Origin of the sequence: Acaryochloris thomasi RCC1774 (assembly GCF_003231495.1) — a bacterium.
Classification (GTDB): domain Bacteria; phylum Cyanobacteriota; class Cyanobacteriia; order Thermosynechococcales; family Thermosynechococcaceae; genus RCC1774.
Genome location: NZ_PQWO01000002.1, coordinates 52,861 through 66,762, shown reverse-complemented (window position 1 = coordinate 66,762; position 13,902 = coordinate 52,861). Strand labels below are relative to the sequence as shown.

Below are 13,902 nucleotides of genomic sequence, written 5' to 3'. Positions count from 1 at the left end.
GCGGGGATTTCTATCATGCCGATGAAGCCATCTGAATTGAGGCAGGTTCTAGGGCAACTTGAAACTGAATTTACGGACTTTTCTAATCACTCCACCGATGTCTACCAAGACTATCGCCGAGCGCTTAAGAAGGTTTCAAACCAAGCCGAGGCTGAACTGACCGAACGGCTTTCTGATTACGAACATCCGGGTGCGCGTCCCCTAGAAGCATTGGGGCATTGGTCAAACTGGCTGATTCCCTCACGCCTGCAGTGGGACAACCGCGAACAGAGCCTAGAGTGGGTCCGCAATCACCTCGCAGACGTCACAACCTTTGCGGTGGATGGCTCTCAAATTTTCCCCAGCAAGGACGTTTCTCCACCCATTGCGCTGGTGCAGGTGGGCTGGTTTGAGAATCCCCACTCTGCGGCAGGCGACTACCAGAAAGACATTCGCCTACTGGTGATGCCCCCTTCTGAGCTTCAGGTTAAACGAAACGGTCGTCCCCTCGATCGTCAGGTGGGGATGCGGCGCTTCCAGATGGAGGTAGAGCGGATCATTGAGTTTATGGAGGCTCATCCCCGATGCGATGACTGTCTGGTCTTCTTTGATGGCTCTTTGGTGGTCACCTTTGCTGAGGCGTTTGATCTGGAGTGTCGTGCGTTCTATGCCGAACAGATTGTGAATTTGCTGCGGGCCAGTGAGCAATATCGGGTGCCGGTAGTGGGCTATATCGATACGTCTCAGGCCTGTGATGTGTTGCAAATGCTGCAGTGCCTGGAGGTTTTGCCAGAAACAACGCTCCTCAACGATGCTCAGCTTTTAGGACCAGCGATGAAGTGGGGTGATCGCACCCCTGTGTTCTCCTGTGCCAGATCGGGCGATGCGCGGGGGCAGGGAATTTTGAGTTTATACGAGGAACAAGAAGATGCGATCGCATTTTTATACATGAAAGCCAACGACAATCCCCCCGTGCGTTTGGAGTTTCCCCGCTGGATTTTTGACGAAGGAAAATTTGACCGGATACTAGACTATATACGGGGAGAAATCATTATTGGTGGCGGGTATCCCTACGTGATTGAAACCGCTGATCAGGTGGCAGTGCTGCAGGCTTGCGATCGCAGAATGTTTTACCGCATGGTTCAGGACTGGTCTACTGAAGCCTCAATTAATATTCAGTTTTCTCGCAAGATGATCAGTAAGCAGCTACGACGTCGATAACACAGTGATGCCAATTGATCGGCTTCGAGCTGCTGTTGTGCTATTCGTAATGTTCTTGATCGTTGTCATCATGACCTACTGATTCATCGCTCAGTTCTGGCGATGATATCATCAGCAGCGACGTCTCATCTCTGAAGGCTCCTTCTGTTCTGTAACCACCTAACATCAGCTCTTTAATGTTTCGTTGGCGATAGGTAACGTTGAAGCCTATCGCCAGTTTTCTATTTCTAAACCTGAAACCCGCTGAAATTCTCGAACGTTAGATGTGACCGCGGTTAATCCATGAACGAGAGCAGTTGCAGCAATCAGAACATCGTAAGCTCCAATTGGCGTTCCGGCAGTTTTGAGTACACACCGAATGTGTGCGGCCTGTTTTGCTGATTTAATGTCAAAGGGTAGAACAGTCACAGAGGCCAATAGGCTATTAATCACTGATTGAATCTTGGCTGCTCGATTGGGGTTGAGCTTAAAACCGTAGTACACTTCCATGCAAGTTACGGCTGAGATGAAGATCTCGATTGGTGGCGTGGTTTTCAACTTCTGTAGCGTGTTGGGATCACCTCGGGAAAAGTCACTGATCACGCAGGTATCCAGTAAATAGGCCATTCCTCAAAGCTCTGGATCGGTGGGCGGCAATAGCTCATTGCGATAGGACTCATAAACAATCCCGTCGGTGCTACCTGAATAGGTCAAAACGTTATCAGGCCAAGCCGCAGGTAGATTCAACGTGGTCCACGCTTCTAACGCTTCTCGAATAATGGTGTTGCGTTTTTTCCCTTGTTGTTTTGCAAGAAGTTCTAGGCGTTCTACGAGCTGATCTTCGACGTAAACGTTAAAGTTCATGGGCGAACAGTTATAAGCAGTTATAGAAGATCATAGCATTCATGTTTTGAGCTGCAGTTGCAGAGATCAGAAGGCTGACTATTGCTCAGCGCGAAAGCCGTACCGCTCTTTCATCTGGAGGAGGGATAAATTTCTTTGATGTGCTCTTGGCAAAGCCACAGTACATCGCCTTCGGGGGTTTTGGTGCGCGTTAGGCCGCCCCAAACTTGATCGGGATCTTTTCGCTTGAGGAATTCGTTTAGGGTGCGTAGGGCTGCGCCGCTGATCTTGCGAGTTTTTAAGCTGTCACCCAGTACATTGGCTCTAGGGTCGTCAGGGTCGATAAAACTGCGGTTGTCATCGTCGAAGGTGATTTCCGGTAGCTTATCGATTAAGGCTTTGCTGAGGGCTAGGTCATTTTTGATCAGTTCGCTGTAGACGGGGGCTGAGATGTTGAGCCAGGGGCCGACGACGGGGGTGACGTATTTCAAAATGCCAAAGAGGCGGTTGAGGTGGGGGGCCATCGCTTTTAGCCATTTCTTGGGATTATCAATGGCGTAGAGGCCGCCGTTCTGTACCGGATGGAAACATCCGGGATGTTCGCAGTAGAGCTGGAGGTTGATGCGTTGGGAGCCGATATCTTTTTGCCAGAAGGAGCGATCGTCGGGGCGGAGAACAAATACGCTGGGACAGGGGGACTCAAGCTGCTTTTGCACGGCACGAATTTCCCGGAGTAGCTCGCGTTGTACCAGCTCTCGCAGTTCAGTAAACCCTTCTTCTATTGCGTTTTGAAGGTTATCAAAGCTTCCTTGGTTAGAGACGCGAAGTTTTTCGATCTCAGCGATCACGGCATCTTGGGTGGTGTAGTGAAGACCAAAGAGTAGGCGGGTGACTGAAATATTCTCCAGACATTGCTCACAAGAGATTGTTTCGATAGGGGGTGTGCGTTCTAGACGCTTAATCAGGTTGGCGTAGTTGAACTCGTGTTTACATTCTTCGTGGATCGGGTCTGGGCAAGGAATGAGGCGGGTAATTTTTAAGCCTGGATAGCGGCTGAGGGTGAGTTCAAAGCCTTCTCGCAAGACATCGAAAAAGCTGTGAGGCATAGGGCCACGGACTGTGAGGCGCACATAGTCAGCATTGGTGAGGGTATCGCGCTCAACGCGCAGGAGTCCAAGATGACGAGGATTTTCACGGTGATCGCCAAATAGGACGCCAGTGCGCCAGTGTAGATTTTGAGTGAACCGGTGTTGACGGGCGATAAACCAAGTGGGAATGCCTGCTAAGATTTCGCTGAGCTGAAATTTTATGGAAATCTCTTTGCAGTTCGGCTCTTGCTGCTTTTGCTGCCAGAGAGTTTGGAATTCGGGTGGCTCATATTCGAGGCGTTCAACCACCAGGCTTTTGTCGTCGGGGTCTTCAGGAATTTTGTAGGAGAGATCAAACTGCTCCATTAATTCGAGAAAGTGGTCGCGCAAGCTGGGGTGAAGGTCGTGCCAGAGTTCTTCCATACACTGACGGGTAAAAATGCCGTTGGCCTCAATCACCGCCTCGGCTGATAACACTTTGCTGATTTTTTGCGTTACCCATTGGGGTTTCAAAATGACCAAGTCGTTAAGCTCAGGATTATCTTGGAAAAAGAGAATGTCGCCTAGCTCATGCAGATAGGTGGCCAGTAAAGATTGGCTATCTTTAGAGACATTGCACTGCTTCATCTGCTCCCATAGCTGCTTGGGGGTTGTGTATTGGCCCTCTTCTTGGCGAACAGATTGAGCCAGTTGAAGCCAGGATTTGGGCCATAGTTCGCCCATCAGGGGTAAATCGGCTGCGGTTTGGGTAATGGACTGTTTGAGTGCCTGCACTCCATTGCCAGTTTTATTGCTGACTTCGAGAAGGGCACGGATTTGGGGAAATTGCTGCTTTAGATCTGAAAGGGGCAAGTCGGCGTCGCGTTCATCCGTCCAGGTGGCCACAAGAATGATGGGGGACTCTGGCGCGTTGGCGCGGATGGTTTTAAGCCAGTAGATTAGCTTCCCTTGCTCGTAGCCGAGACGGGCATTGAAGGTGAGTAGGAATAAAGAGCGATTGGTGAGGAAAAATTGGTGGGTGGCATGGTAGATCTCTTGGCCACCAAAATCCCAGGTGTTGAGGGTCATGGTGACATCCGTTTCATTCGGATGCTCGAGGTTAAGAGCTTGTATGTCAATCCCGTGAGTAGATGACTGCTGTTCTTGAAACGATTCGCCCCGTAGAGCACGGAGCAAAGAGGTTTTACCGACGCCACCTTCCCCAACCACTAGCAACTTGGATAGCCACTGGCGTTCGCCAGCCTCTTGTTGCTCCCGTAAGTAAGTTAAGATTGCCCGAGTTCCCTGCCTCAGCACTTCAGGTGGTGGAGACACCAGATGGCCACTGTTGGCGAGGTCAAGCTGTGTCAAATTGGCCAGTTGTCCCAATTCAGAGGGGACGGTCGTTAGCTGATTGTTGGCGAGGTTAAGCTGTGTCAGATTGGCCAGTTGTCCCAATTCAGGGGGGACGGTCGTTAGCTGATTGTTGGCGAGGTTAAGCTGTGTCAGATTGGCCAGTTGTCCCAATTCAGGGGGGACGGTCGTTAGCTGATTGTTGTAGAGGTCAAGCTGTGTCAGATTGGCCAGTTGTCCCAATTCAGGGGGGACGGTCGTTAGCCAATTTCTGTAGAGGTCGAGCGTCGTCAGATTGGCCAGTTGCCCCAATTTAGGGGGAAGCGTGATCAGTCGATTTACGCGAAGGTCAAGCCTTGTCAGATTGGCCAGTTGTCCCAATTCAGGGGGGACGGTCGTTAGCTGATTGTTGTAGAGGTCAAGCTGTGTCAGATTGGCCAGTTGTCCCAATTCAGAGGGGACCGTCGTCAGTCGATTTTTGCCGAGGTCAAGCTCAGTCAGATTGAACAGTTGTCCCAATTCGGGGGGGACGGTCGTCAATTGATTGCTGTCGAGGCGAAGCGTCGCCAGATTGACCAACTGCCCAATTGATGCTGGCAAACAAGTTAAACCAAATCTTGATAAGTCCAGTGCAGTTGCATTGGTTTCAAGAGCCTTCTGGATTCGTTGTTCTGCAATAGATTGCTGTGACGATGACATTGATGTACAACACAAGAAGGGTCAGAAAAGAATTAAATTGACTGGAAATTACCCAGCCTTTCGGTGATGAATATCGTAGACAATACATCTACTACGAAGCGCAGGTAATCCTCCGTCATTCCCGTTTGATATTAGTCATAGTAAAGCAAGTAATTCCAATACCTTTCCTATACCCTCAATGTCTTCACAATCCCTCCCCCCAGGCAACTTTGGCCTCCCCCTCATAGGCTAAACCCTCAGCTTCCTGTTCGACCCCAACTTCGCCCTCAAGCGGCAAGCCAAGTACGGTAACATTTTTCGATCGCACATCGCTGGTCGCCGCACCGTCGTCATGGCCGGTCCCGAAGCCAATCGCTTTATCCTCTCCTCCCACATGGATCATTTCTCGTGGCAAGACGGCTGGCCCATCACCTTCAAAACCTTGCTCGGGGAATCACTGTTTCTACAGGAAGGAGAGCAACACCGCCGCAACCGCAAACTACTCAGACCCGCTTTTCACGGCAGGGCGCTGGCAGGCTATCTAGAGACGATGGTGGAGATTAGCGATCGCTACTTCAAACAATGGGAACAGCTCGGCACCTTCGCCTGGTTCCCTGAAATGAAAAAGCTCACTTTCGAAATTGCCAGCATCCTTAGCTGTGATTACTACTCCTCTACTATGTAGCAAGACCAAAAGGACTCTCCCCCCAGAAGTGGAGCCACTGCGTTGGGCGGGTTTCCTGACTTGGAGCAAGTGGCATGGGGACCGGGGGGCGGATGCAGAGGTGCCCGCGGGCATATGCGAGAGGTCTATTGCATAGATCGATATCGATTTAGATCAGCCAACATCCGCGTTCTACTCAATTACGTTTAGCTCAAAACGACATCTAATAGGTTCGCCCTGACTTGCGGTGGTGCAGCGCTGTCTTCACATTCTGCTGTAGCACCTGTCCGTTCTTCACAACGGCATAAATGACCCAATGGTCACCACATTCCATGCGGTTCTCGACTTCACATTCTAGATAGGACAGCGCATCTTTGAGAATCGGACCGCCATTGTCAGCCTCCTCTGTTTCAACATCTGCAAACCGATCTTCGCCAGGGCCAAAGGGCTTCAAGAAATGCTTCATCAACCCCTGATAGTTGTCTTCTGGTAAAACATTGAGAACAAAAGAATTTTTCGTATACAGCAGAGACTCTACGGCCCGATCCTTTGCCACTGCCACCGTTAGACCCGGTGGCGTAAACGTGGCCTGAGACACCCAAGAAGCCAACATACCGCTGCTGACTTCGCCTTGCTGAGCCGTCAAGATGCACAGAGAACCGACAATTCGTCCCATTGCCTGCTCTGTCGGCGTAATCTGACTGCCCCCTAGCTTTGTGGTGCCCTGACGACGGGCTTTGGCCTTCTTCGCCTTTTTCAGTCCCTGAGCAAAGTCTGTTCCGGCCTCTTCACAGGTTTTGAGGGTGGCGGCGGTGGGCTTGAATTTAACCTTGATCGGCTCAAAGCCAAAGCTGTAGCCTGCATCCCGCAGCTTGTCCTGGAGCAAGTCAATGGCTTCTCCACTCCAGCCGAAGGAACCGAATACACCGACGGGCTTATCTTTGGGCACGGTGGAAAGCATCAGACCCAGCGCCGCTTGAATCTGAGTGGGCGCATGCCCCCCGAGCGTGGGAGAACCAATGATGAAACCATCGCACTTGTCTGCGGCAGCCTGAATTTCTTCGGTTGTGGCGGCTTCACAGTTGATCGACTCAACCTGAACTCCAGCTTTGGTGATCCCCCTTGCGATCGCATCTCCAATCGTCGCCGTATTACCGTAGGCCGAAGCGTACAGCACCGCCACCATCTCCGTATTCGTCTGCTGCTGCTTACCCCAATTTTCATAGGACTGCATCAGCTCCTGAACACCATAGCGGGCAATCGGCCCGTGGTCAGGAGCATACATACGCGCCCCCAAGGGCTTAATCTTCTCAAGGGCAGCATTCACCTGCCGGACGTGGGCCGCCATCAGACAATCATAATAGTAGCGCCGGTCTTCTCGCAGACCCGCTGCATCTTCGTCAAAGCCCGCCTCTCCACAGCGATGGGCACCAAAGAATTTATCACTGAATAAAATTCGAGTACGGGCATCATAGGTGAGCAAACTACCGGGCCAGCGCGGAGTAGGCGTCGGCACAAACTGGAGTTGATGTCCCTTACCCAGATCAAGGGTTTGGGTCTCACTATTTTTGATGATTTCTAACTTCAACTCTCGGTCAGGCAGGTTTGTTTTCAGAACCGCAGCCCCAGCATTAGAGCAAACAATCGTTAGGTCAGGCACCAGCTTCAGCAGTACATCCAGCGTTTCTGCCCGGTTGGGATTAACGTGCCCCAAAATCAGGTAGTCAAGCTGTTTCAGATTGAAGCCAAACTGATCGACATCAATTGTCTCCTGAGTCACCCAGCGCACCTGCGCCCAAAGGCGACCAAAGAAATCACCCTGCTGGCTAGAACCATTTGGGGTAGAAAGCTCTTTGAGCTTAGCAAGATAAATTTCAGTGAAGGTACCTCCAGGCGGATCAATGAGGGCCGTTTTCTCACCGCGAATAATATAGGAATTAGCAGTCGTGCCCCGCTCTAGAGCATATTCGACCTCAAAGCGAAGACGGTTCCAGCTTCGCGATCGCAACGCTAGCGTATCAGTTCCAATCGGGAAGACCTGTACATCCCGCGCCTGTGTTGCTGACGCAGCCTTAGTAACGGTCGAAGTCATGCTTTTACTCCTATCTGCGAAGAACAGCCTATTGAATCTCGGACAAGAATCGTCGTACATCTGAAGGATGACGCAGCACAATTACCTGCCTCCCTTCAGCATAACGATCTAACGCCTCTAAAATCTTCGGCCTGCTCCTTTTCGGAAAATCCCACACCCATCGGAGAAAGTCCCAATCAAAACGTTCAGGGCATCCCGCAGCCATATCAGCCCTCGTCCGACCTCGATACCGCCAGATACGCTTAAGTACCTGCCCCAAACAAAGCCAACGCGGAAAGTCTAGCCAGATAATCGTCTCCACCGCTGAAAAACGGATGTCAAAGGTGCTGCTGTAGTTGCCATCCATAATCCAGGCTTGGCCCTCGACTAAATCAGTCACAATCTCTCGCCACTGGGGTTCAGGGGTTTCGATCCAGCCAGACTGCCAGTAGTAAGCATCTAGATGAAGAACAGGCAGACTTAAAGTCTTGCCCAGACGTCGCGCTAAGGTTGATTTCCCAGCACCGCAGCAGCCAATCACAGCAATCTTTGTGCTATCGATATAGCCATCAAACGGCTTTAGCTCTCTAGAGTTCAACACGAAGCCTTTCACATCTCTGGATCAGTGTTCAATTATTCTATAGAAGTAGTTAAACAGTCAGACATCCCATGAGTGAGAGTCAATATCAAACAGCCTGGGAAAACTACTGGCGTACGCTTGCCGATGATCAAGAACAAGCTTTTTGGGATGTCCCCTCAGGTACTGAATTGTCTGGACTGCTACAGTACTTTAAAGATCAGTTTGACCCACAGCTCCCTTTAGTAGATTTTGGCTGTGGCAACGGTACACAGACGTTCTTTTTGGCCGAGCATTTTCCGCAGGTATTGGGACTAGATGTCTCAGCCGCAGCGATTCAACAAGCCCGCTCAGGTATTCAGGGAAACCAACCCACGTTTGTAGTACTGGATGCAACGGATCTACAGCAGGCTCAAACCCTACACAAAAATATTGGAGATGCGAATATCTTTATTCGAGGTGTTCTCCACCAGATTCAGGCAGAGGATCGCCCGCCCGTCATCGCCTCGCTACAGCATTTATTAGGGAATCACGGTCAACTGTTTCTCATAGAGCTGAGTCCGAAAGCCAAGCAGTTGTTTGAGAGCCTGACAGAACAACTAGGCGCTCCACCGCCCCAGCTTGCCAGGGTATTCCAGCATGGAATCGCTCCAGCGGCGATCACGCCCGAGAATGTTCGCAGCGCTTTTCCAGAGAACCGCTATGGGATTCTAGATCAGGGAGAAACATCGATCAGCACCAATACAATGTGGCCCAGCGGTGAGCAAGTCCAGATGCCTGCTTTCTTCATGCGGGTAGGGCACAAATGATCTCAGATGTTATTGCACCCACGATAGAGCCTGAGGTGAATTAAACGGCAAAACATAGGTGCAATCAGCACTGGTCTGTAATCTAGAGAGTCTGCCTGTCTCCTGCTTTTTCCGAGATGAATCCGACTGAACCATTCAAGTGGCACCACTTCTATACAAGATCATCGATTTATAAAACGCCTGACGAAGCCAGGGATAGGATGCTGTCCTATGACATCTCTCTTCTATCAATGAAATCTTCGGAGTGGCGACATAGTCCCGAAACGGGACAGGGAATTGTTGTACCCAGGCTGATTAACGACGACACAATCAATTAAACAATCTGACAAACTTGAGACACTCAGTATTTTTACGTCGATTTTAGCGCCGTAGAGAATGAGTGGCATCATTTGTGCCTTTGAGAGAAAGCTCCTATGCCTTTATAAATAAAGCTGGTGGGACATTCTGCCCAGCAAATCGATAGCGTCTCAAAGTTCCGTGTAAGCACCCAGGATGATGTAGATCGGCAGTTGTTAGGCTAATAAAAGCTTTGAACGGTCAGGCAAGAGAAGCCTGTTGTTTAAGGAACACAAGAATTTTCCCTGACTCCATCGCTTCTTAGAGCAATGGCTTGAGACAACAGTTGAGAGATTCTTAATTTGTGTTTTGACCCATGCCCAAACGGGCATCAGTTTCTGCTGCTTTCATCCGCTATCGGAGAATCACCTATGAAAAAAATCCTCTTTTCGATTAGCCTCATTGCGCTCCCGACCCTACTTGTCTCAACCGTCAACGCAGCGACTAGCTGTAGTGGTGCAATGTGTGAGAATTATCCAGATGGCTATTCTGGGGCCAGACTGCGTGACTACCGAGTTGATAACACCTGTGGTGTCTACTGCGAAAATTATCCCGAGGGAGTCCAAGCCCGATTAAGAGATTACCGACGATAGAGCATTTTGCTTCAAGGGAGGCAACTGAATGTCATCTTGCCGTTGAGCAACACGAATCCTCTGTGAGCGGCGAGAAACATCAGAAGAGCCGCGCTAACGGTAAATCGATCGAGATCAGTAAATCTACTCAGGGGAAGCGGCTGAGCAGACGCTAAGCTAATAAAAACCCCCAGCGGTGAAGCTAGGGGCATCTGGTTATTTGGGGAACACAGAGAGTTGTTCTCACTCAGCCGCTTTTTTGAGATTGGAAGCCCTAGAAAGCGATTGAGTTGTCCTTAAATCTGCGTTACGACTCAAGTATGCCCGTCTGCCTTGTTCGATCTAACATACCGGACAAACTTTTTTCACAGGCATGAAATCTATCGTGTTCAGAAAGTCTGACTGCCGCCATGAGCACTGCATTGGCTCAAAACCTTAACTTACGCTTTATATAGACCAGCTATCGTTAGAAAGTGCCAGCTTCAACGCTGCGCAATTTCCGTACAATTTATTTGCCCTTGTGAATGAATCGATTCACAAGGGCTTTATTCGACATCGCAACTTACTAGTAGTAAGTTCCGACCTGTCGGTGATGTACAGCCGTAAGGCTATCTAGATTAGAGACCTTGCCCGCTTTGACCTGACTGTAAACTAGCCAGTGATCGCTACATTCCATGCGGCTCACAACTTCACATTCTAAGTAAGCCAAAGCATCACCCAAAATCGGAGACCCATTTTCGGCCTCGCGGGTTTTCACCCCCGCAAAGCGATCGGCACCGGGCGGAAATCGCTTCAGAAAGTGACTCATCAAGTGTGAATAATTATCAGCTTCCAAAATATTGAGAACAAAGCTGTCACCCACCTGCATCAATGATTCAATGGCGCGATCTTTTGCGACGGCCACCGTAAACCCTGGCGGGTCAAAGCTGGCCTGAGCCACCCATGAAGCCAACATCGCCCCCGTCAGCTTGCCTTTCTGGGCGGTGATAATATACAAGCCGCCGCTAATCCGGCCTAGCGCCTTCTCTAGGTCGTTATCAATGGCCTTGACCTTCTTGATATTATCCTTGAGCGTTAGCTTTTGACCTAGGTCAGTCCCTGATTCTTCGCACTGCTGATAGATACCTTCACCGGGCGTATCTTTAACGCGAACACTCGGAAATCCTTCTTTAAGGCCCAGGTCACGGAACTGGGTCACGATCGGATCAATCGGCTGATCATCACCGCCATAGGATTCAAAGACGCCGACGATTTGTTTGTTGTTAGCTGCGGCCAGAATAGTGGCAAGGCCAGCTTGCACCTTTGTGGCATGGGGACCAGAAGCAGGCGGTGGCGTAATGGCAATCGCAGAAACGTGACTCGCAAGTTCTTGAATCTCCTGCGCATCTGCGGCCTTGAGGTCCATCATTTCAACAGCGACGCCGGTTTTTGAGATCCCTCGAGCGATGGCCTGGGAGATGCGATCGCTATACCCATAGTCTGAAATGTAGAAAACAGCAGCGGTCTTTTCGGCCTTGGCTTTAGCCTGACTCCACTCACGATATCGCCCGGTTAATTCCGTCAGATTGTGGCGCAGCAGGGGGCCATGTCCTGTGGCGATGGTTTCAACTTCTCCCTCTAGCTTGTCCATCCGCTTCATGGCAGACAGCACCGAGCGAGCATTGGGAGCCATCAGGCACTCATAGTAGAAACGATAGTCCGGCGATAGATCTTCTAAATCTTCATCAAAGACATCATCTTTGCAGTAGTGGGCACCGAAAGCATCACAGGTGTATAGAATCCCGGACGCATGATCGTAGGTAAAAATGGTATCCGGCCAGTGGAGGTTGGGGGCGTTGATGAATTCTAGAACGTGACCGTTGCCAAGATCGAGCTGTTCGCCGCTTTTGACAACCTGCTGAGGGAAAGGCTGGTTCACGAGGTCTTCAAGGAACTTGAGCGCTACCTTTGCACCTACAACCGTGGCGTCGGGAGCCAGCGCCAAAATATCTGGAACGAGACCGCTGTGATCGGGTTCGGTGTGGCTGATCACAAGGTAGTCAATGTCAGCCGGATCAATTTCTTGCTTGAGAAGCTTCAGATACAGATCGCGGAATTTTTCATGAGAGGTATCAACCAGTGCAGTTTTCTCCCCTCGAATCAGATACGAGTTATATGTTGTTCCGTTCTGGAGGCCAAATTCGATATCGAAGCGATCGCGGTCCCAGTCTAACGAGCGCAGCACCGTGGTGTCAGCCGCAATCTCTTGAGCTTGAGTCGTGAGTCGATTCTGAGTTGCAGGGCGATTTTCGTTCAGCGCAACCATCGGCTACCTCCAAGAGCAGTTCATCATTAAGATATGTATCGATCTTAACGTAATTCTGAAGACCTGTAGCGGTGTAAGCTGCAATTGTTTACGAAAAATTGCCCCTCTCAATAGAGGGGATTGAAGCGCTTCAATACTTAAGAAAAGATATATTGTTACAATTGGTTACGTTATCGTAAGGTAGGTCTAAATCTAAAGTCTATGAGCCGTGTCGGGGTTTTACTACTCAATTTAGGAGGCCCAGAGCAATTAGAGGATGTTCGTCCATTCCTCTACAATCTGTTCTCTGACCCCGAAATTCTCAGGCTGCCGGTCCAGGGTTTGCAGAAGGCTTTTGCTTGGTTTATTTCAACCCTGCGGGCCAGCACATCCCAAGAGAACTATCGGCGCATTGGAGGGGGTTCACCGCTGCGTCGCATCACAGAAGCGCAGGCCAAGGCGTTGCAGGACGATCTTAAGAGCAAGGGACAAGAGGCCAAAATCTATATTGGAATGCGGTATTGGCATCCGTTTACAGATGATGCGATCGCAAATATCAAAAAAGATGGCATCGAAGAGCTAATTATTCTGCCGCTCTATCCGCAATTCTCGATTAGCACTAGCGGGTCTAGCTTTCGGCTCCTTGAAAAGCTATGGACTGACGATCCAGATCTGCAAAATATCAAATACAGCGTGATTCCATCTTGGTATGACCATCCAGGTTATATCGCATCAATGTCGAATCTTCTGAAGGAAGAACTCGATCAGTTTGAAAACCCCGATGATGTGACCGTATTTTTTAGCGCCCATGGTGTCCCAAAAAGCTATGTCGAAGAAGATGGTGATCCCTATCAGAAAGAGATTGAGAGCAGTACAAAGCTAATTATGCAGACGCTGCAGCGGCCCAATCCCTCTGTGTTGGCTTACCAGAGTCGAGTCGGTCCAAAAGAATGGCTGCAGCCCTACACCGACGAAGTGATCGTAGAGATCGCAGAGCAGGGCGTGAAGCGAATGGTAGTGGTGCCGATCAGCTTTATTTCTGAGCACATCGAGACGCTGCAGGAAATTGATATGGAGTACCGGGAGCTAGCTTTAGAATCTGGTGTTGAAGAATTTAGACGGGTACCGGCTCCTAACATTGAACCTACATTTATTAGTGCACTCAGTAACTTGGTGCTTAACGCGCTAGCAAAACCTGCGCTCGACTTTTCACAGGTGATGCATCCAGCCAAACAGGTCAAGATCTATCCGCAGGAGCAACGAGCTTGGGGAATGACAAGAGCTGCCGAACGCTGGAACGGCCGTGTCGCAATGGTGGGCTTTATTGGCCTGATCGTGGAACTTGTGAGTGGCCACGGCCCCCTGCATCTGATTGGGCTGCTGTAATCTAAATCGGTTGCGAGAGAAAGCATCGCAACTCTCACCAACACTTTCTGTCACTGCAGTTCTCACTAACATTGCTCAGCCTG

The 13,902-nt window shown here is 50.1% G+C and carries 10 protein-coding genes and 1 pseudogene; 5 read left to right on the top strand and 6 right to left on the bottom strand.

What is annotated here, in order from left to right:
• The first annotated feature begins 15 nt into the window (after positions 1 to 15).
• Positions 16 to 1,200 carry a DNA double-strand break repair nuclease NurA gene (locus C1752_RS03245; protein ID WP_110984622.1) on the top strand — a complete coding sequence of 395 codons (1,185 nt, stop codon included), beginning with the start codon at positions 16 to 18 and terminating at the stop codon, positions 1,198 to 1,200.
• Between the two features lie 207 nt (positions 1,201 to 1,407).
• Here C1752_RS03245 and C1752_RS03240 read toward each other — a convergent pair whose 3' ends face one another.
• The 3 genes from C1752_RS03240 to C1752_RS03230 all read right to left on the bottom strand — a co-directional run bounded on the left by C1752_RS03240 (position 1,408) and on the right by C1752_RS03230 (position 5,042).
• Positions 1,408 to 1,806, bottom strand: coding sequence for a type II toxin-antitoxin system VapC family toxin (locus tag C1752_RS03240; protein WP_110984621.1), 399 nt, complete (start codon positions 1,804 to 1,806; stop codon positions 1,408 to 1,410).
• Between the two features lie 3 nt (positions 1,807 to 1,809).
• Complete coding sequence (locus C1752_RS03235) at positions 1,810 to 2,043, bottom strand: ribbon-helix-helix domain-containing protein (RefSeq protein ID WP_110984620.1); 234 nt, start codon at positions 2,041 to 2,043, stop codon at positions 1,810 to 1,812.
• 110 nt (positions 2,044 to 2,153) lie between these two features.
• A complete protein-coding gene (locus tag C1752_RS03230; protein ID WP_199464272.1) occupies positions 2,154 to 5,042 on the bottom strand; it encodes a COR domain-containing protein in 2,889 nt (962 codons plus the stop codon).
• A gap of 277 nt (positions 5,043 to 5,319) precedes the next feature.
• Between C1752_RS03230 and C1752_RS03225 the strand changes: the two are divergent.
• A pseudogene (locus C1752_RS03225) lies at positions 5,320 to 5,775 on the top strand (cytochrome P450); the annotation flags it as partial.
• Between the two features lie 232 nt (positions 5,776 to 6,007).
• Here the strand turns inward: C1752_RS03225 and C1752_RS03220 are convergent.
• Both C1752_RS03220 and C1752_RS03215 read right to left on the bottom strand, forming a co-directional pair.
• Positions 6,008 to 7,876, bottom strand: coding sequence for a diflavin flavoprotein (locus C1752_RS03220; RefSeq protein ID WP_110984618.1), 1,869 nt, complete (start codon positions 7,874 to 7,876; stop codon positions 6,008 to 6,010).
• A 28-nt stretch (positions 7,877 to 7,904) separates the two neighbouring features.
• Complete coding sequence (locus tag C1752_RS03215) at positions 7,905 to 8,456, bottom strand: DNA topology modulation protein (RefSeq protein WP_199464271.1); 552 nt, start codon at positions 8,454 to 8,456, stop codon at positions 7,905 to 7,907.
• Positions 8,457 to 8,524: 68 nt separating this feature from the next.
• Here C1752_RS03215 and C1752_RS03210 point away from each other — a divergent pair, with 68 nt between their 5' ends.
• Both C1752_RS03210 and C1752_RS27990 read left to right on the top strand, forming a co-directional pair.
• Positions 8,525 to 9,241, top strand: coding sequence for a class I SAM-dependent methyltransferase (locus tag C1752_RS03210; protein ID WP_110984617.1), 717 nt, complete (start codon positions 8,525 to 8,527; stop codon positions 9,239 to 9,241).
• 707 nt (positions 9,242 to 9,948) lie between these two features.
• The gene (locus tag C1752_RS27990) at positions 9,949 to 10,170 is read left to right on the top strand and encodes a hypothetical protein (RefSeq protein ID WP_146242265.1); all 222 of its coding nucleotides are present in this window, start codon (positions 9,949 to 9,951) and stop codon (positions 10,168 to 10,170) included.
• Between the two features lie 544 nt (positions 10,171 to 10,714).
• Here the strand turns inward: C1752_RS27990 and C1752_RS03205 are convergent.
• Positions 10,715 to 12,454 (bottom strand): diflavin flavoprotein, encoded by a 1,740-nt coding sequence (locus C1752_RS03205; RefSeq protein WP_110984616.1) that lies wholly within the window; start codon positions 12,452 to 12,454, stop codon positions 10,715 to 10,717.
• Positions 12,455 to 12,655: 201 nt separating this feature from the next.
• On the opposite strand from C1752_RS03205, the gene hemH reads away from it, so the two are divergent.
• Positions 12,656 to 13,819 carry a ferrochelatase gene (gene hemH, locus C1752_RS03200; protein WP_110984615.1) on the top strand — a complete coding sequence of 388 codons (1,164 nt, stop codon included), beginning with the start codon at positions 12,656 to 12,658 and terminating at the stop codon, positions 13,817 to 13,819.
• Positions 13,820 to 13,902 lie beyond the last annotated feature (83 nt).

Bases quoted from the DNA above. Each gene is read 5' to 3' on its own strand.
- C1752_RS03245 (WP_110984622.1), top strand. From the start codon at position 16: ATGCCGATGAAGCCATCTGAATTGAGGCAGGTTCTAGGGCAACTTGAA.
- C1752_RS03240 (WP_110984621.1), bottom strand. From the start codon at position 1,806: ATGGCCTATTTACTGGATACCTGCGTGATCAGTGACTTTTCCCGAGGT.
- C1752_RS03235 (WP_110984620.1), bottom strand. From the start codon at position 2,043: ATGAACTTTAACGTTTACGTCGAAGATCAGCTCGTAGAACGCCTAGAA.
- C1752_RS03220 (WP_110984618.1), bottom strand. From the start codon at position 7,876: ATGACTTCGACCGTTACTAAGGCTGCGTCAGCAACACAGGCGCGGGAT.
- C1752_RS03210 (WP_110984617.1), top strand. From the start codon at position 8,525: ATGAGTGAGAGTCAATATCAAACAGCCTGGGAAAACTACTGGCGTACG.
- C1752_RS27990 (WP_146242265.1), top strand. From the start codon at position 9,949: ATGAAAAAAATCCTCTTTTCGATTAGCCTCATTGCGCTCCCGACCCTA.
- C1752_RS03205 (WP_110984616.1), bottom strand. From the start codon at position 12,454: ATGGTTGCGCTGAACGAAAATCGCCCTGCAACTCAGAATCGACTCACG.
- hemH (WP_110984615.1), top strand. From the start codon at position 12,656: ATGAGCCGTGTCGGGGTTTTACTACTCAATTTAGGAGGCCCAGAGCAA.